Annotated in this window: 18 protein-coding genes; 8 read left to right on the top strand and 10 right to left on the bottom strand. The window is 67.7% G+C overall.

Features of this window, described 5'->3' with window-relative positions; translation table 11 throughout:
- The first annotated feature begins 115 nt into the window (after positions 1 to 115).
- Both ABZ412_RS19900 and ABZ412_RS19895 read left to right on the top strand, forming a co-directional pair.
- Positions 116 to 418 carry a hypothetical protein gene (locus ABZ412_RS19900; RefSeq protein ID WP_357282445.1) on the top strand — a complete coding sequence of 101 codons (303 nt, stop codon included), beginning with the start codon at positions 116 to 118 and terminating at the stop codon, positions 416 to 418.
- Between the two features lie 29 nt (positions 419 to 447).
- A complete protein-coding gene (locus ABZ412_RS19895; RefSeq protein ID WP_357282813.1) occupies positions 448 to 1,371 on the top strand; it encodes a formylglycine-generating enzyme family protein in 924 nt (307 codons plus the stop codon).
- Here the strand turns inward: ABZ412_RS19895 and ABZ412_RS19890 are convergent.
- A complete protein-coding gene (locus ABZ412_RS19890) occupies positions 1,334 to 2,695 on the bottom strand; it encodes an AarF/ABC1/UbiB kinase family protein (RefSeq protein WP_357282443.1) in 1,362 nt (453 codons plus the stop codon). The two genes, ABZ412_RS19895 and ABZ412_RS19890, sit on opposite strands and share 38 nt — an antisense overlap.
- Before the next feature lie 115 nt (positions 2,696 to 2,810).
- On the opposite strand from ABZ412_RS19890, the gene ABZ412_RS19885 reads away from it, so the two are divergent.
- Positions 2,811 to 3,473, top strand: coding sequence for a TetR/AcrR family transcriptional regulator (locus ABZ412_RS19885; protein ID WP_357282441.1), 663 nt, complete (start codon positions 2,811 to 2,813; stop codon positions 3,471 to 3,473).
- A 40-nt stretch (positions 3,474 to 3,513) separates the two neighbouring features.
- On the opposite strand, the gene ABZ412_RS19880 is transcribed toward ABZ412_RS19885, so the two are convergent.
- Positions 3,514 to 4,644, bottom strand: a complete 1,131-nt coding sequence (locus tag ABZ412_RS19880; RefSeq protein WP_357282440.1) for an alpha/beta fold hydrolase — start codon at positions 4,642 to 4,644, stop codon at positions 3,514 to 3,516.
- 216 nt (positions 4,645 to 4,860) lie between these two features.
- Between ABZ412_RS19880 and ABZ412_RS19875 the strand changes: the two genes are divergently transcribed.
- A complete protein-coding gene (locus ABZ412_RS19875; RefSeq protein WP_357282438.1) occupies positions 4,861 to 5,883 on the top strand; it encodes a MaoC family dehydratase N-terminal domain-containing protein in 1,023 nt (340 codons plus the stop codon).
- Here the strand turns inward: ABZ412_RS19875 and ABZ412_RS19870 are convergent.
- Positions 5,867 to 7,090: a helix-turn-helix domain-containing protein gene (locus tag ABZ412_RS19870; RefSeq protein ID WP_357282436.1), complete on the bottom strand. Its 1,224-nt coding sequence runs from the start codon at positions 7,088 to 7,090 to the stop codon at positions 5,867 to 5,869. The genes ABZ412_RS19875 and ABZ412_RS19870 overlap by 17 nt on opposite strands.
- Before the next feature lie 207 nt (positions 7,091 to 7,297).
- Positions 7,298 to 7,921 carry an LppP/LprE family lipoprotein gene (locus ABZ412_RS19865; RefSeq protein ID WP_357282435.1) on the bottom strand — a complete coding sequence of 208 codons (624 nt, stop codon included), beginning with the start codon at positions 7,919 to 7,921 and terminating at the stop codon, positions 7,298 to 7,300.
- Between the two features lie 180 nt (positions 7,922 to 8,101).
- On the opposite strand from ABZ412_RS19865, the gene ABZ412_RS19860 reads away from it, so the two are divergent.
- Both ABZ412_RS19860 and ABZ412_RS19855 read left to right on the top strand, forming a co-directional pair.
- On the top strand, positions 8,102 to 8,467 hold the full coding sequence (locus ABZ412_RS19860) for a DoxX family protein (RefSeq protein WP_357282433.1): 366 nt from the start codon (positions 8,102 to 8,104) through the stop codon (positions 8,465 to 8,467).
- A gap of 42 nt (positions 8,468 to 8,509) precedes the next feature.
- Entirely contained in the window at positions 8,510 to 8,980 is a 471-nt protein-coding gene (locus ABZ412_RS19855) for a carboxymuconolactone decarboxylase family protein (RefSeq protein WP_357282432.1), read from the top strand.
- 188 nt (positions 8,981 to 9,168) lie between these two features.
- Here ABZ412_RS19855 and ABZ412_RS19850 read toward each other — a convergent pair whose 3' ends face one another.
- Genes ABZ412_RS19850 through ABZ412_RS19835 form a run of 4 tightly spaced genes read right to left on the bottom strand, consistent with a single transcriptional unit; the run spans position 9,169 to position 12,696 of the window.
- Positions 9,169 to 9,819, bottom strand: coding sequence for a GAP family protein (locus ABZ412_RS19850; protein ID WP_357282431.1), 651 nt, complete (start codon positions 9,817 to 9,819; stop codon positions 9,169 to 9,171).
- Positions 9,816 to 10,835, bottom strand: coding sequence for a hypothetical protein (locus ABZ412_RS19845; protein WP_357282429.1), 1,020 nt, complete (start codon positions 10,833 to 10,835; stop codon positions 9,816 to 9,818). The genes ABZ412_RS19850 and ABZ412_RS19845 overlap by 4 nt, the downstream gene beginning before the upstream one ends.
- The gene (locus tag ABZ412_RS19840; RefSeq protein ID WP_357282428.1) at positions 10,832 to 12,163 is read right to left on the bottom strand and encodes a peroxidase; all 1,332 of its coding nucleotides are present in this window, start codon (positions 12,161 to 12,163) and stop codon (positions 10,832 to 10,834) included. The genes ABZ412_RS19845 and ABZ412_RS19840 overlap by 4 nt, the downstream gene beginning before the upstream one ends.
- Positions 12,164 to 12,174: 11 nt before the next feature.
- Positions 12,175 to 12,696 carry a hypothetical protein gene (locus ABZ412_RS19835; RefSeq protein ID WP_357282812.1) on the bottom strand — a complete coding sequence of 174 codons (522 nt, stop codon included), beginning with the start codon at positions 12,694 to 12,696 and terminating at the stop codon, positions 12,175 to 12,177.
- Positions 12,697 to 12,860: 164 nt separating this feature from the next.
- Between ABZ412_RS19835 and ABZ412_RS19830 the strand changes: the two genes are divergently transcribed.
- Positions 12,861 to 13,874 carry an AraC family transcriptional regulator gene (locus tag ABZ412_RS19830; RefSeq protein WP_357282426.1) on the top strand — a complete coding sequence of 338 codons (1,014 nt, stop codon included), beginning with the start codon at positions 12,861 to 12,863 and terminating at the stop codon, positions 13,872 to 13,874.
- Positions 13,875 to 13,968: 94 nt separating this feature from the next.
- Entirely contained in the window at positions 13,969 to 14,892 is a 924-nt protein-coding gene (locus ABZ412_RS19825) for an SGNH/GDSL hydrolase family protein (RefSeq protein WP_357282424.1), read from the top strand.
- 34 nt (positions 14,893 to 14,926) lie between these two features.
- On the opposite strand, the gene ABZ412_RS19820 is transcribed toward ABZ412_RS19825, so the two are convergent.
- Positions 14,927 to 16,795 carry an acyl-CoA synthetase gene (locus tag ABZ412_RS19820; RefSeq protein ID WP_357282423.1) on the bottom strand — a complete coding sequence of 623 codons (1,869 nt, stop codon included), beginning with the start codon at positions 16,793 to 16,795 and terminating at the stop codon, positions 14,927 to 14,929.
- Entirely contained in the window at positions 16,792 to 17,658 is an 867-nt protein-coding gene (locus tag ABZ412_RS19815) for a fumarylacetoacetate hydrolase family protein (RefSeq protein ID WP_357282421.1), read from the bottom strand. The genes ABZ412_RS19820 and ABZ412_RS19815 overlap by 4 nt, the downstream gene beginning before the upstream one ends.
- Positions 17,659 to 17,694: the final 36 nt, after the last annotated feature.

Below are 17,694 nucleotides of genomic sequence, written 5' to 3'. Positions count from 1 at the left end.
GCCCCGGCGCCTGATATCGGCCTGATGCCGACCTGATACGGCTCCTGACACTCCTGACACGGCATTGGACCTGGGTTTACCGACGACAGAGACCCAATCGGACTACCGTTCAGTCATGGCAAGCAGGGACATCGTGGTGAGCGTCGGGGATGACGACTGGCTCACCCTCAGCGATGCCGCCGAATGCGCGGGGATGAGCGTGGCGGCATACGTGGCCTGGGGAGTTCGGGTGCTGGCGTTCCAAGCCCGCCCGGGCGGCTCGAAGCGTCGGCCGTCGACCTCGCCGTCGGCGACCCGGCGTCGTGCGAAGAACACCGACGAGACCGAGTCGATGGCCTGGGCCGAGACCTTCTCCGAGCGACTATCCCACCGCGCCGACCGCTACCGAGGCCCCGCGGTGGGCTTCGACGAGCGGTGACCACCGGGTTGCCCGTAACCCCGAAGGGCATGGTGCGGGTGCCGGGCGGCAGCTTCGCCATGGGGTCGGAGGACTTCTTCCCCGAGGAGCGACCGGTCCACACCGTGACCGTCGAACCGTTCTGGATCGACGAGCACCCGGTGACCAACGCCGAGTTCCGCCGCTTCGTGAAGGCGACCGGGTATGTGACGGTTGCCGAAAGACCCTTGGACCCAGACGATTTCCCAGGCGCGGATCCCGCCGACCTGGTACCCGGCGGACTGGTCTTCCAGCGCACCACCGGACCGGTACGCCTCGACGACTACCGGCGGTGGTGGGCATATGTGCCCGGCGCGTCGTGGCGGCATCCGCGCGGCCCGGCCGGCACCCTCGACGGCCTCGACCGTCATCCCGTCACCCAGGTCGCCCACGAGGACGCCACCGCCTACGCCACCTGGGCGGGCAGATCGCTCCCGACGGAAGCCGAATGGGAATTCGCCGCGCGCGGCGGCCTCGGCGCCGCCACCTACGCCTGGGGTGACGAATTCGAACCACGCGGCCGCCGCATGGCCAACACCTGGACGGGCCGCTTCCCGTGGGAATTCCTCCCCGCCCGTGGACAATCCGAACAGCCCGGCACCACCGCCGTGGGCACCTATGCGCCCAACGGTTACGGCCTGTCGGACATGACCGGCAATGTCTGGGAATGGACCAGCGACCTCTTCACCGCTGACCACCGGCGTCTCGCGCCCGCCTCGTGCTGCGCGCCCGCCAATCCGGCGGTCACGGAATCCGATACGGTGGAACGCTTTCCGCGTCGCGTCACCAAGGGGGGCTCGTTCCTGTGCGCACCCAACTACTGCCTCCGGTATCGACCGGCGGCCCGGCAGGGCCAGACCGAGGACACGTCCACCTGCCACCTCGGCTTCCGGACGGTCATGCGTGCAGGCGCGAACGACGGCCGATCTCGGTGACCGGCGGCTCGTCGTAGAGCCATTCCCGGGCGATCCGGTGCCAGTTGCCGGTCGCTCCGAGTTGGCCCAGTGCCGCGAAGGTGAGCAGGTCGGCGCGGCGGGAGAAGACGTGCTCGGGCGGCAGGAGCTGGCGGCGCATGCCGCGGAAGTCGGCCGAGCGCGGGTCGACGGCGTGGACGACGGCGGCCGTGGCGAGTTCCGGGGTGATGGTGATCTCCTCGTCGAGGAGATGCCATCCGGCCGCGGCCCACACGTATTCGAAGCATTCCTGGGGTGTGACGCCCGCGGCCGGGTCGATGATGCCGCGGTCGGTCCACAGGTCGTACAGGTCCCGGGGCCGGTTCTCGGCGGCGGCGCGCAGGGCGGTGCGTTCGAATTCGACGTGCCGCGGATCCATCCGGTGGTAGAGGCCGAAATCCACGAAGCCGATGCGGCCGTCGGCGGCGAGCAGCATATTGCCGGGGTGCGGGTCGCCGCAGAACTCGGCATCGGTGAACAGGCCGGTGATGTAGAAGCGGTAGATGAGCTCGCCGACGCGGTCGCGGTCGGCGGCCGGCAGGGTGCGGATGTGCTCGAAGGGGGAGCCGTCGATGAATTCGGTGACGAGAACGTGTGGCGCGCAGAATTCTTCGATGCTGTCGGGGATCACGATGTAGGGGTGGCCGCGGAAGCGGGCGGCGACGCGGTGCTGGGTGCGGGCCTCGCGCACGTAGTCGAGCTCGGTGCCGATATTGCGGGCGATCTCATCGAGGACACCGCCGTCGGCGGCGCTGGGTAGCGCGGATTTCCAGAGCCTGCTGAAGAATTCGAGGTTGCGCATGTCCGCGGCGACAGCGTCGTCGACGCCCGGATACTTGGCCTTCACCGCCACGGTGCGGCCGTCGTGCAGGGTGGCGCGGTAGACCTGCCCGATGGAGGCGGCGGCGACCGGGGTCTCGTCGAAATCGGCGAAGACACGGGACAACGGACCGAGATCGTCCTCGATGACCTTGCGCATGGCGGCGAAATCCACGGCGGGGGCGCGGTCGCGCAATTCGGCGAGCTTGGCGCGGAACATCTCCTGATGCGCCTCCGGGATCAGGTCGACCTCGAGCACCGAGAGCATCTGTCCCAGCTTCATCGCCGCGCCCTTCATCCCGCCGAGGACGGTGACCAGCTGTTGCGCCGCCTGCAACGTGGACCGTTCGGCGAGGATGCGCCGGGCCTCCTCGGTGCGGCCGATCATCTGCACACGGGTTCCCGCTCCACGCAAGGCTTGCCCGGCGGCCAGCTTGCCCAATCGGCGGCCCCGGGCCACCCGGCCGCCGCGTACTCGACCGGTCATGGATGGCACCTCCGTGTGGGCCTTCGAGCCTGTGTGGCAACAACATACAGCCGGGTCGAGCTCGTCGCCCTAAGATGAGCAAAGCTCATTTTCGCCGCACAGCAGGGAGGCTGTGATGCCGCCGAAGGCAGCGCGACAGCGTCGCGGACCCACCCAGGAGCGGTCGAAGGCCACCCGCGCGCACATCCTCGACACCGCCGCGCGGCTATTCGGCGAGCGGGGCATCGCCGACACCTCCACCAATCGGATCGCGGCCGAGGCCGAGGTCAGTATCGGCACCGTCTACCGGTACTTCGCCGATCGCGGCGTCATGGTCGACGAACTGCTCGAGCAGCTGCTGCAACGGGTCGAGAACCGCTTCACCCAATGGCTTTCCGGGCTGCCGCCGCAATCGGAGACGCAGACCCTTCAGTCGCGCACCGACGTGGTGACCGGACTGCTGGAGATGTTCACCCAGGAACCGGTCGCGAACGCGAAGCTGGTGCGGGCCCTGGTCGGCGGCGTGCAGTTCTACAACAGTGGACTGCCGGAGTTCGAGCCACGGCTGCGGTTGCTGGTCAAGGTGCTGCTCATCCAGCTGCTCGGCCCGGGCAACGACCACAAATACGATGTGATGGCCGCGGTGCTGGTCAATACCGGATTCGCCGGGGTGATGCGCGCGTCCGCGCTCGAGGTCGGCAGTGACGAACGGCAGGAGGTCGTCGCCATGACCGGGTACATGATCGCGGCCTGGATCAGCGCCGAAATGGACGGCAGCCCGGCGGACATCACCCGATGACGGTGATGGCGATGCCCGCCGAGCCCCCCGACCGAGGCGTCTACAACCCTCCGCCGCCGCCGATCACCCACGGATTGAAGGTGCACTGCAGCGTCGGGAACCGCTCCGGATCCAGTGCCCGCAAGGCGATCGACAGCGCTCGCGGCGAGTACATGAGCGTCAGATGGTCGGAGACATCCTGCTCACAGCCGTCCTGGAGCACGATATTGTCCACGCGCGCACCCGGACCCGCCTTCAGATAGGTCAGCTCCGAGGGGTTGGTGATCTCGTCGTAGCGGGTGCCGACCACCGTGTAGTCGATGCCCGGCACGGTGTCGCCGCCCGCGTTCAGCTTGTTGATGAAATCCGAGCCGATGGTCTGCTGGATACCGGCGTGCCCGACGAACAGCTCCACGAAGCCGAGCACGTCGATACCGAAGTTGTTGATCGCCCGGCCCAGCGCGCCGATCCCGTCGAGTGAGGTGCCGTGATGCGTCGCACCATAGGTGATCAGGTGTTTCACCTTCGCGCCGCCGCCCTCGAACTTGGTGTACCAGCCCGACATCGGGCCGCCCTGCGAGTGCGCGACGATGTCGACCTGCGGTGCGCCGGTCGCCGCCAGCACCCGATCCACGAGCACGGCCAGCTGCTTCGCCGAATCCTGGATGTAGCCGGTGCCCATCACGCCCGGCAGCACCGAACCCAGCCCGCCGCCCTGCACCAGGCCGGAACGGCCGTAATTGAAGGTGAAGGTGCAGAATCCGGCGTCGGTGATGGGCTTGCTCATGTACGCGAAACCGTTGTAGGCGTTCATCCAGGTGCCGTGCACCAGCACCACCGGCCGCGGATGCGCGGCGGTCGGCTTGCAGTTCCAGTCATTGGTGCCGGGCGGCGCGATATCGGGATTGGCCAGGCCGTACCCGAACGCGGCCAGCCAGGACGTCATGGGCGGACCGTAGCCGACGGTGTCGGAGGCGTAGCCGCCCGACAGTCCGGCGCTGGATCCCGAACCGCCGAAACAGTTTCCGGAGCCATTGCCCGAGCCGGCGCCGCTCCCGGAGGTGCAGGCCGATCCGGTGCCGCCGCTGCCGGAGGGTTCGGCCGCCGCCGTCCCCGCGAATCCGAGCGTCAGCAGTGACACTCCCACCATGACCAGTGCCCGTAGCGCGTGCGGGCGGGTTCTTCGTCTCATGAGGGCGAACCTAGGAGCGGAAACGCTGGTCGGACCGGTGCTGAACGGGAATTTGGAAAGCAGCCCGAATCGGCGGTGGCGCAGCCATGGCGTGCAACAAAGGGTGCGCTGATGCGGGGGTTCTCCGTCACAAACCCGGTTTCGCGCGGCGGTGAGTCTTCTGAATCTGACGAACGAACGCGCGAGTAGCCAGGCGGACGGCGAATCATCGATCGGGTGAACACAGATGCTCGGAGCGCGGCCGCGGAGCAGGCGCGCGCGCTGGTCGGGCACCACTATCGGTGCGCGGGTTCGTTTCCGGTGGAGCGCGGCAGGATTCGGGAGTTCGCGCGAGCCGTGCAGGCTTACCATCCCGCGCATTGGCAGGAATCCGCGGCGGCGCGCTGGGGTTTCGACGCACTCGTCGCCCCGCCGACCTTCGGGGCGCTGGTGTGGCAGCAGGCGCGTCGCGAGGTCCTCGAACGGTTGATCACCGGATACCGGGCGGACCGGGTCGTCCACGTGGACCAAACCCTCGAGATCGGTCGTCCGTTACTCGCGGGGGACGTGCTGAACTGCGACTTCTCCATCGAATCATTCCGGCATTTCCGGTCTTTCGATGTCGTGACCGTCACCGGCGCGCTCACCGATCAGCTCGGGAAGCCGGTGCAGACCTGCTCCACGGCTCTCCTGGTCGGTGGTCGCGAGACCGGCGGCGCGCCGGCCCGCGCCCGGCCGGCCGCCAGGGTGGGTCTCACCGAATACGCCGACCCGGTGGTCCGGGCGGCCGTCCGGCGCAGCGGGAAGCCGCGAGCGGACGGCTCGCACATCGATTTCGATGGTCTGGCCGTCAATACCGCCCTGCCCACGGCGGGGGCCACCGTGACCGCACGCGATCTGGCGAACTACGCGCTCGCGGTGGGGGATACGGAGGTCGACCGCCGTCGGTTCACAGCGTCGGGGCGGCCCGTGCAGGTCGCGCCCGGGCAGCTGGTGCTGGCGCTGGCCACCGGGTATGTCAGCTCGTGGACCCGGGATCCGGCCGCGGTCGTCAAGTTCTGGGCCGAATTCGCCAATCACGTGCACTATCTCGCGGTTCCGCGTTTCGAGGGCGCGGATATCGAGTTCAACGGCCGCGTCATCGCCTGTGACCGGCGGCGGCGGACCGCGACGATCGCGATCGACGCCCGATCGCAGGGGCGCAAGCTGTTCGGCTATGCCACCGCGGAAGTGTCGTTCGCGGCTACTCGCGGTCGGTGAATGAGCGGGCGATCAGCGCCGCCCGCAGCTGCCACAGACCAGAGGTCACCGTCGGGTCGAAACCGGTGATCTGGCAGATGCGTTTGACCCGGTAGTCGACGGTGTTGGTATGGATGTGCATCAAACGCGCGGTGCGGCGGCGGTTGAGGTTCGTGCTGATGTGGCAGCGCAGGGTTTGCAGCAGTTCGGGATGCGCGTCGAGCGGATCCAGTAGGGCCCCGAGGGTTTCGCGCCCCAGACCGGGCCGGGTGAGCTGGTATTCCAGCGCCATATCGGTGAATCGGTAGAGGCCCGGTTCGCAGGCCAGGCGGTGCACGATGTCCAGGAGTTCGTGGGCCCGGTCGGCGGCCGACGGGATATCGGACGGTGCGGCGACGACCACCGTCGCGGTGATGGGAACGCGCGCGGCCGCCGACAATCGCGTGAGCAGTTCGTCGAGTTGTTCGGTGATCGGGCTCGTGGTGGGCAAGAGGACGGTGCCGCCGTCCACGCTCAACAGGGCCAGCGCGGATTCGCCGCAGCGTGTGGCGAGTTCGGCCTGCACGCGGCGTAATTTGCGGCGGGCCACCACCTTTCCGTCCAGCATCGGGTGCTGTTCGTCCGGATGCCGCGGAATGTCCAGGGCCACCACCGAATACTCGGCCGCGATATCGATGCCGCATTCGCGGGCCATGGTGGAGGTCGGGTGGCCGCCCAGCAGCGCCGAGGTGAGGGTGTGCACGGCATTGTGGTGTTCGCTGACCACTGCCCGGAGCTCACTCACGTACGCCCGCGCCACCGTCGCGCTGATGGTGTCCAGCAGCTCCACCACCAATCTCGCCGCGTCCATCAGGTGCGCGTAATCCTGTGCGGTGGCCCCGGAGGTGATCAGGTCCATCCCGACCTTGAATCCCTCGTGGACCGAATGCAGCACGGTGTCGATCGGCACCCCCTCCCGCGCCCACCCCGCGGCCGCGTCCGACAGCCGCTCGACCTTCGCGGGAATGTCCTTGCCGTCCAACATGCTGACGGCCAGCTCCAGGCAGACCCGGGTGACCCGGGTGACGTCCCCGGAGATCACATCCCCGGGCAGGGTGCCGCACGGGATCACGGTGTCGACGAAATGCCCCACCAATTGCCGGGACAGCGTGCGCACGTCCTGCAGCGGCCCGGACATGGGACGGCCGGACACGGTCAGCCCGGTGCGGAGCGCTGGGTCGGTTGTCATCATCGACTCCCTTCCGAGGTGATCTACCGCAAGGTCACGGTGATTCGAACTCTAAAGTGACCACCAGCTCACCTTCTACTCCCTTTCGAATCACCCCTCCGCGCCCCCGGAATACCCTGCCCCACCTGTGTATTCTTCCTCCGGGTACAGCAAATCCCGCCGCTCCCGGTCCACCGGAGCAGCAGGATTGCTCACTTTTCGACAGGACTACTTGGGATTGGTCACCTCGGTCGGGAAGTCCCGATCCGGCGTCACCGTATGACCGTCCGCCCCCAGCATGAGGGTCACGACCACCGGCCCACCCGACGGGCAGCAGCTGGGATCGCTTGCCGCCAGCCACCGGTACTGCACCTGCACGCTGCGATCCGACGACCCGACCACCGACGTATAGGACGTCGACTTCTTCGTCGCGGTCCCCAGGTACCCGGCCTGGTTGAACAACATCACATGCCACGGTGAACTGGCCGTCCCATGCGGCGTATCCGCCAGCACCCACATCAGCGCCGGACAGGACCCCACCTTCGCCTCGGTCCCGCTCTGCGCGGAGAACCCCTCCCCACCCACATTCGCCCCGAGCTTCCCCAACGCCGCCGTCACCACCGGCGACTTCAGATCCACACACTTCCCACCACCCGCCGTGGCAGGCGTCCCGTCCCCCGCGGGCTTCGTCACCACCGGCGCCTGCTCCGCACCCGTCGGCTGCACACCCCCGGGCGCACCCACCGTGGTGGTCGGCGTCCCTGCGGGCTTGGGCGTGGTGGCCCCGTCCTGACAGCCCGTAACGAGCGCCAACGCCGCAACCGCCATGCCCATCCCGACGATCCGTTTCATGACCAGTCCTCTCCCCTCGGTACTACCGAGATATTCGCGGACCACGCGAGAAACGTTGCGCGATCGGCCGTGTCACACATCCACGGGCTGCGTCGTCACCGTGACGAAGCCGACCGAAACGCACCGCGCTCCGGACCCCGGCTACCGCACTCGCAGAGGGCCTTATAGCTCTCTCCCGCAATGAAATTGGAGTCCATCATGTACATCGCCTATGTCATCGTCACCGTCGTGGCCGCCGCCTGGGTGGGTTTCTCGGCGTTCTCGCTGTACCGCCGGGCCGAGTTCGTGGTGGACCCGCTACGCCAGTACTCGGTGCCCGAATCGTGGTGGACCCCGCTGGCGCTGGCCAAGGCGGCCGGCGCGGTCGGCCTGATCGCCGGACTGTTCATTCCCTTCATCGGGGTAGCCGCCGCGATCGGCTTGATCCTGTACTTCGCCGGTGCGGTGATCACCATTATCCGCGCCCGCCACTACGGCAGCATCCCGTTCCCCCTGCTGTACCTGGTCCCTGTCGCCGTGGCCATGGGCCTGGGCTTCGCCGCCTGACCGAGACCGCTACCAACCTGTCGATCGAGAGAAGAGAAGATCATGGAACCGCGTTTCAACCTGTACGCCAATGACATTGCCGCCAAGTTCAACAAGCGACTGGTCACCGCCGCCCGTGTGATCGACGAGTCCAGCCTGCCCAAGGCCACCCAGGAACTGGTGAAGATCCGTTCCTCGCAGATCAACGGCTGCGGTATGTGCCTGGACATGCACACCAAGGACGCCGCCCACGCCGGCGAGACCCCGGTCCGCCTGGCGATGATCGCGGCCTGGCGCGAATCCACCGTCTTCACCGACCCGGAACGCGCCGCCCTCGCCCTCACCGAGGAGGGCACCCGCCTGGCCGACACCTCCTCAGCCATCTCCGACGACACCTGGGCCCAGGTCCGCAAGCACTACGACGACGACCAGATCGGCGCCCTGATCTCCCTCATCGCCACCATCAACGCCTGGAACCGCCTCAACGTCCTCGCGGGCATGGTCGGCGGCTCCTACACCCCCGGCCAGTGGTAACCCGCCCTCGCCCCTGAAGATCACCGCTGTCGAGGAACTCCTCGACAGCGGTGATCTGCGCTGTCCACTCCGAGATGGTCTCCCCATCCTCGCCCAGCCGAATCACACCTCCGGCCGGTGCGGGATCGCGTCGTGTCCGTGGATCCCCGAACTGGATGCCGAATGTCCCCATCTCACTTCCTGATCCGTCAGAAGCCGGTCACGCCCTTGGCGAGGGCGGTGGTGCCCATGACCATGAACACCACGGCGATCACGGTGTGGTTGTTCGCCTGTAGCCAGTTCTTCAGGCGGGCCAGGGCGCCGCGCAGTTGATCGGCCGCGATGGCGTACCCGCCGACCGGGACGAGTACCGAGGCGGCGCCCAGCAGGACGAAGACGGTCAAGGCCGTCGCCGTGCCGGTCGGGTTCAGGCCCGCGGTGCCGATGGTCACTCCCGCCGTGATGCACAGGAGCAGGTTCTTCGGATTCAGCAGGGACACCAGCAGTCCGAAGCCCGCGGCCTTGGCGACCCCGAGTTCGTCGATGGCTTTCATCCACCCCGGAATCGAATCGTCCTTGCGACTGCCCCACTGGCGCACCGCGATGTACACCAGCAGCAGGCCCATGGCGGTCTTGATCACCGAGGCCGCGATCGACGGCTGGCTCGCCGACCGCATCAAACCCGATGCCGCGGCCGCGGTGACGAGGCCCGTGACCGTCACGATCCCCGTCACCCAGCCGAGCGCGAAGCCGGCGCTCGCCCGTCCGGCATTGGCGGACAGCAGCATGAGGATGGCCGCCACCACCGGTATGGGCGAGAGCGCCACACCGATCGCCAAGGGCAGCAGGTCTGCGATCACGAGGCCATCGCCGCGAGGTTGCGCCAGAAGTTGACGAGGCTGTCGGTGCCGCCGAACAGGGTCGTGAAGTTGGTGGAGTCCGCCATCACGATGTCGCCGGCGCGAACATCGTTGGGCGGCAACCACAGCAGGGTGTTGAACTCGGTATTGCCCGCCTCGATGAACGGATGCGGGCGGGACAACTCGATCGGCTGACGGGCGAGCAGCCGCACGGAATCGCTCTCCGGCTCGGTGAGCTGGTAGTGCGGCAGGTGCGGGTGGAAGTTGAACGTGGTGACGTTGTCGAGCAGGCGCGGCGCGTCCAGATCGCGGAACGCCGTGAGCGGCGCGATCGACTTGGTGCCCTCGACGACGGCCGGACGCAGGCCGTACACATTGTGGACGGGGACGTTCAGGGCCGTCATCAGCGAACGCGTGTACGCGCCGAACCGCTGCTGGCGCGGCACCAGCGGGTCGCCGTGGTGCTCGAACTCCACCTGACGCTGCGCCAGGTCATCGGTGAAACCGACATCGTGGTGCGGGGCGAGCAACAGACAGGTGCCTTCCCGCTGCAACCACTGCTGGATGGCCGCGATCTCCTCCGGCGCCGCCGCCTCCTGCGCGAGCAGGTGATCCAGGCCGAACACCATGAGGGTGTCGGTGTCGGCCAGGATGCGCTCGTCGATCGGCAGCTTGTATCCGGCCTGGTCGATGCGCTGGAATACCGCCACCGGATGCTCGGTCACCTCACCGGCCAGCTGCTGGAAGTGCAGGGTGGAGCGGTGGAACAGTTCGAGGGTGCCCGCGATGCCCTGCAGGAAGTGGGCGGCGTCGTATTCGGGGGTCTCGTAGGCGGGCCAGAGGACCTGGCGCACCTCGGTCATGGTGGAGAAGCGGTTGTCCAGCTCGGCCGGATTCCGCTGGGCCTCCCAGGGATAGCTCCAGGTCCAGTAGATACTGATGCGGCGTTTGCCCGGCGTGTAGGGGCGGGCCACGTGGGACTGGTTATAGGTTCGGGCCGCGGTGAACGAGCTCATGCTTCCTCGCTGTCGGTGAGAGTGGTCAGGTAGCGCAGGGCCCGCAGCCCCGGCAGGAAGAAATAGGCGCCACCGGTCACGGTGGTGAACGCGGGAATTCCCTTGATGGTCTTGCGAATCGGGCGCTTCGGAATCTTGTATTCCAGGGTGCCGTCCTGATTGCCGATGATCGGATCACGCTCGTTGCCCAGTTCGTGGAAGGACTTGTCGTTGGCCCACACGTTCTGGGCGAACTCGAACTGGCGCACCAGGCTGGCGCACAGGATGAAGGCCGCGATCCCGCGATCCGCGCCGTCCTCGGGCGTGCCCTCGGGCAGGTGCGGACCGTAGGTGGCACCGCGCCGAATCATGCGGCGGCGCTGTATGTTCACGCCGGTATCGCGCGGATTCATGCGGCGCATGTGGGAGCCGAGCGGCACCGCGTAGCCGTGCGGATCCATCTCCTTGTAGTTGAAGTCGTTGTTGCGCGACAGATCCGCGCCCAGCTCCGGGTCATCGGTTTCCGGAGCCAGGACCAGCGGCGCGCCACTGCGCCACCGGCCCATCAGCTTGGCCGCCACCATTTCCTGCTCGTCGGCGGTCGCGCCGTGGTCGGCCAGGAAGTCGCGGAATCGACCCACATGCTCGCGCAGCCGGCGGTAGGCCATGAAGGTGCCGTTGCGCGACAGCATCTCGGGCTGCGGCTGTTCCTTCGGTTCGCCTCGCTCGTCGGGGTAGCCCAGGATGAATTCCCCGGCCTTCACCGGCGCACCGCTGCCGGGGGTGGGTTCCTCGCCGCTGCCCTCGATCACTGGCTGCGACAGGCGATCCCGGTAACCGAAGTGGTCGTGCGCGTAGTCGAACGGCGGCACCGCCTCCAGGTCCAGCGAGGACAACACGGTCACGCCCGGGAAGGCGGCCAGCAGGGCATTGTGGTCGGCCACCCGGCGTTCGCGTTCGGCGGCGTCGCGGGCGAACAGGATCACGATGGCGTGCAGATCCTCGCCCGCGGTGCCGTCGACCCAATGGTCGGGATGGTTGGCCCCTTCGTCGCCCAGGACCTCCGCCCGGGCGGCCATGCCCTGGCGGAATTCCTCCGGGAAGCTGGCCAGCGCGTCCGCGGGGACGCCCAGGGCGCGCAGACCGTTCCAGGTGAAAGCCACGGACACCCACTGCTTGTCGGTGTCCACCGACTCCTGGAGATCGGCGGCCGAGGGCACCCGGTCGGTCATGGCCGCGAGCCATGCGCGCGCCGCGGCCGGGTCGGTGAAGGAAAGGAACTCGTAGCGCCCGGTCAGCGCGGGCACCCGGGTCAGCAGGATGTGCTGGATATCGTCGAATTCGAGCACGATCGGTCCCGCTACTGCATCTCGTCGAGCATGTTCGAGAACGCCGACTTGAGCCGCAGTGCCTTCTTGATCTCGTCGGAGGTCACATACGGGTACTCGCCGTACTCGAGGAAGCTCGGGAACTGGTGTTTGCGGAAGAACTCGATGGCGGCGGACCGGTTGGTGCGCCAATCTTCGGGAAAGCCTTCGAGATTCACGAATGTGGTGGTGAGGCCCGTGGATAGGAACAGGTCGAGGGCGTCCTCGAGGTACTTGTCGAAGTCGGTGTCGAAGATGCCCTGGTACTGGAATGTGAGGCCGTCGCCGATATCGAACAGCACCCAGCGCAGGTAGTGCAGGCGCAGGGGCGCGAGCACGGTCGGGTCTTGTTCGACCGCGGTCTGGATGACCTTGCCGTGCTCCCGGATCGCGGCCTCGTGGCCGGGCTTCACCTTGGCGATGATCGAGAATCCGTAGTTGGCGGGGGTGCGGGGATAGACCGGTCCGTATCGCCCCTGCTCGAATTCGAAATATCCCGTCTCCGGGAGTGCCATGGCGGCCGGCTTGGACCAATCCTCGTTGCTTGTGGCCACGTTCTCGTCCTTCCACTTCGATCTGGCTGCGGTAGCTGGAACATAACCAACTGTAGGGACGGGAAATGTCGATCGCTTATCATTGCGGGACGGAGGATTGATCATTTGGGGACATCGGAGAGACGTTGAAACCGCTGGCCCGTTACGCGGCACTGAACGAGTACGTTGACCTGGGTAAATCGCTGGGAATTGACCCGGTGGGGTTATTGCGCGCATCGGGTCTGGACCCCGCCGGGCTGAGCTTGCAGGACCGATGGGTCCCCGCCGCGGCGATAGCTGACCTCCTGGAGCGCTCGGCCGCCGCGGCCGAATGCCCCGATTTCGGGCTGCGCCTGGCCGCCCGCCGCCGCTTCGCCAACCTGGGTCCGCTGAGCCTGGTCATTCGCGAGGAACCCGATGTGCGCAGTGCGCTGACCGTGATGTCGCGGCACGAGGACACCTACAACGAGGCGCTGCGCACCCGCCTGACCGAACAGAACGGCCTCGCCACCATCCGGCTCACCCTCGATACCGGCCAGCCCGGCGATACCCGCCAATCGGTCGAACTGGCCGTCGGCGTGCTGCACGGCCTACTGGCCGGATTCCGCGGCGCCGCGTGGCAGCCCGTCGAGGTTCGCTTCACCCACCCCGCCCCGCCGGACTCGCGCGCCCATCACCGCACCTTCGGGCCGCATGTGACCTTCGGGCAGGACTTCAACGGAATCCTCACCTACACAAGCGATCTCGACGCACCCAACGCCATGGCCGATCCGCAGCTGCGCGCCTACACCCAGCAGCTGCTGGACCCCCTCCTCCCCGTCCGCCCCGTCACCACCGCCGAACGCGTCCGCGAACTCATCGAACTGCTCCTGCCCACGGGCCGCTGCTCGGTCGACAATGTGGCCCGCAGCCTCGGCGTCGACCGCCGCACCATCCACCGCCGGCTCGCCGCCGAAGGCGAGACCTTCAGCTCCCTGCTCGACTCCACCCGCGCCGAACTGGCCCGCCACCTGGTCGCCAACCCCCGCCGCTCGCTCACAGACGTCGCCGGCCTCCTCGGCTACACCGCCCCCGCGAACTTCTCCCGCTGGTTCCGCCGCCACCACGGCTGCAGCCCCGCCGAATGGCGTCGCGCCCGAATGGCGGCCGAAATTCCCTGACCTCCGAAAACGGGGATATCCGCCGCTCTGGTCGGATACGCTGCCCGGTTGAGTTGAAAAGATCGCGCTTCAGTATGGATTCGGGGTGTCAGTAGTGTCTGTTGGGTCGCTGGGTAATGGCCGACGGTGGATGTGCGCGGCCATCGCGGCGCTCGCGGTCACGACGGCGACGGCGGGCAGCGTCGCGGCGGACCCGGCTCCAGCGGGCAAAGAGCTTGTGGTGCTGGGAGATTCGTTCTCCGCCAACGACTGGGATCATTTCGAGGGCAAGAACGACTGCAATCGGCACGGAGCCACGGCCTGGCCGGTGCAGCTGGCCAAGCTGATGGGCGTGCACGGGACCGACCGGGTGTCCGATCCTTCGTGTCCCGGTGCGTCGATCGACAGCGGCCCCGGATGGACCATGGCCCAGCAGGCGCAGCGCGCCGACAAAGAAGGCGCTTTCGGGCCGAGCACCAAACTGGTGACTTTGCAGTTCGGAATGAACGACAAATGGGGATCATCGGATCAGACCCTGTTCAGCTCCTTGCAGTCCTGCGTGTTCAACCTCGAACTGGGTTGTGACCCGGATTCGGTCGAGCAGGGCCGCATGACCGACTACACCGGCGTCTCCGGTGCCCTGATGGCCAAGCGCATGAGCAACGCCGTCACCTACATCAAGTACTACGCACCGAACGCCCGCATCGTCCTGGTCGGCTACCCCGAACTCCTCACCCCGGGAAGCGGCACCATCTGCCTCTCCATCCTGGGCGTCGCGCCGTTCGTCAACCCGAGAGGCCGCGCACTGGTGGAATTCCTCGACCGCATCGACGTCGCGCAACGAGAGGCCGCCCAACTCCTGGGCATCGATTTCTTCGACGGCCGAGCCCTGTCCGTAGGCCACGACCTCTGCTCCCCCCAGCCCTGGCTGAACGGAATCCTCGACCCCCGCACCGGAATCGACGGCCTCCCCTTCCACCCGTCGACCCAGGGCGACACTGTCGTCGCGAACGCGATCTACAACGGCTACGGACGCTGAGTGCGCCCTCGGGCGCGGTGACCGTCTCCGGAACCTAGGTGCGATCGACGGCGTAGGAGAACGAGTACGCGTCCAGCCGTTCGGTCAATGCGCCGATCAGTTCGTCGGACGCGTTGCCCGCCAGTTCGATCCGCGCGTGCGTGTGGCTGTTGTGCGTCGAGACGGCGATGTCGCCACGTAACCGGGTCGCGTGCAGCTCCTGGGCTACGACCTGGCGCGTGGCGTCATGGACCAGCGGCACCTTGTGCACCTTGCCCACGGCGGTGAGGGGTATCGCACCGATGAGGTCGATGAACTTCGGTGCGGCGGCCGGTTCCGGAGCGTGCGCGGCGGCCCAGGTCAGCAGTTCGGCGACCGGTGCCGCGGCGCCCGGGCGCAGGACCACATAGGCCGCGGGAACTTCCCCGGCATGCGCGTCGGGTCTCGGAACCACCGCGGCGGCAAGGATATCCGGGTGCCCGAGCAGTGACTCTTCGACCAGTCGAGGGTCGATATTGTGGCCGCCGCGGATGATGACGTCGCGGGCCCGGCCGGTCAGGGTGACGAATCCCGCCGGGTCGACGCGGCCCAGGTCCCCGGTGATCAACCAGTCGTCCACCACGATTCCGGTGGGGTCGGGTGCCGGACCGGTGAGTCCGGCCCGGAGGTATCCGGGAAAGACGCTGGGGCCCCGGATGGCGAGCACACCGTCCTCGCCGGGCGCGCAATCGCCACGGGGCATTCCTTCGTCGTCGACCCGCACGGCTTTGATCCGCTGGTACGGCAGCCGCAGCCCGACCGCGCCCGGTCGATTGCCGGTCGTCGGCGCGAGCACGCTGACGCAGGTGGCCTCGGTGAGGCCGTATCCCTCGAGCATCGGTACTCCGGTAGCGGATTCGAAGTCCGTGCGGACTCGGCCGGGAAGTGGTGCGGCCCCGACTATTCCGCCGCGCAGGCTCGAGATTTCGACGCCATCGGGGACGGCGGGCAAGGCGGCATAGACGGTCGGGACCGCCGAGAAGCCGGTGATGCCATAGCGTTCCACGATCCGCCAGAAGTCGGCCATCGCCGCCCGGTCCCGATAGCCGAGGGGGCCGAGCGAGACGGCCGATCCCCCCGAATGGAACGGCGCGAGCGCGGTGACGTGCACGGCGTTGACATGGAACAACGGCAGCCCCGCCAGCATGACCGACGTTCCGGCGAACATCGCGTGCTGCGCGAGGGCCCAAGCGACATACACCTGATTCGCGTGCGCCTGCGGCGCGACTTTCGGTGTCCCCGTGGTGCCGCCGGTATGGAAGTACGCCGCCAGATCCGCGGGTCCGGGTCGCCGGTCGAAGGTGAGCTCCCGCGGCTGGGCCGCGGCCAGCTCGTCGAAGTCCCCGGCCCATAGCGGCGGCGCGTCGTCGACCGCGCCGCCGACGGAGATCAGCGCCCGCAGATCGGGCAGGGCCGCGGCGACCGCACACGCTCTACGCCACACCGCGGCATCGAGTTCCGGTGCGGGAGCGACCAGGACGCGCGCACCGGTGAGCCGGAAGATGTCGACGATGTGTTCGGTGGCGAGCATCGGATTGACGGGGTTGGCGACACCGATCACCTGCGCGCCGAAGAACGCGGAATAGGTGGTCCCGGTATTGGGAAGCATCAGCCCGACGACGCCGCCGGGCTCGAGGCCCAGCGCGGCGTACAGATTCGCGGCCTGGTCGATGCGCCGCAAAAGCTCGCCGTACGACCAGGTTTCGGGACGGTCCCACCCCTTCCCGCCGGGCAGCAGATGCAGTGAGGTCCGGTCGTGATGGCGGCGAGCCGTCCGTGCGATCAGCTCGTAGGTGCTTCCCGGCAGGTCTCGGTCGCTGAGCGGAATCGACTCGAGGTGCGCGAGTTCACCGGCAACGGAGGCCGCATCGAGCTGGGCGTTCACGCGCACACCACCCGATTCGCGAGCACGCCGATGCCCTCCACCTCCACCTCGACCACATCACCCGCCCGCAGATACCTCCCGGAGAACACGCCGGCCCCGCGCGGAGTGCCGGTGCAGATCACGTCACCGGGTTCGAGGGTCTGATACCGCGACACGTGCGCGATCAACTCCGGTATGGAGTGGATGAAGCCGCTGGTCCGATCGTCCTGACGCAGTTCGCCATTGACCCGGGTCCGGAGGGCGAGGTCGGGTGTCTCGGTGAATTCGTCGGCGGTCACCAGACAAGGCCCGAGCGGTTTGAAGGTGTCGAAGCTCTTGGCGACGCCGATGGAAGCGCTCGGGTCGCCGGTCATCGCGCGCAGCTGGATATCGCGCGCGGAGGCATCGTTGACGATGGTCAACCCGGCCACGTGACGCCAGGCCTCGTCGACGGACACACCGCGTGCGGGCGTGCCGATGACGAGCGCGACCTCACCCTCGTAGTCGACCTGTTCCGCGGCGACCTCCGGCAGCACGATCGGATCGCCGGGCCCGACGACCGCCGATCCCGCGGTGACTTGCATGTTCGGTTCATTGGGCACTGTGATGTCGGTCTTTCCCAGCGCCGCGAACATTTCCAGGGCTTCGGCCGCATGGCTCGCATAGTTCAATCCGATGATCAGCACCTTGCCCGGACGCGCCACCGGCGGCCGCAGCACCGCTTGGTCGAGGGCCTGTTCCCGCAGCGTCATCGCGGTGCGGGCGGCGTCCAGTCCCGGACCGCGCAACAGCGCGCCGACATCGGCGTAAGGCAAATCGAGCAGCGTGAGCACGCCCGCGCGGTCTTCTCGCGCGAGCCCGTCGTCGGTGGAGTAGAGACGCATGCCGAACCTCCTTGTTCACCGGCACCACACCGGCCT

This window comes from Nocardia sp. NPDC005746, assembly GCF_040630785.1.
Classification (GTDB): domain Bacteria; phylum Actinomycetota; class Actinomycetes; order Mycobacteriales; family Mycobacteriaceae; genus Nocardia.
Note: the sequence above shows the minus strand (reverse complement) of the source record. Positions and strands in the feature narration are given on the sequence as shown.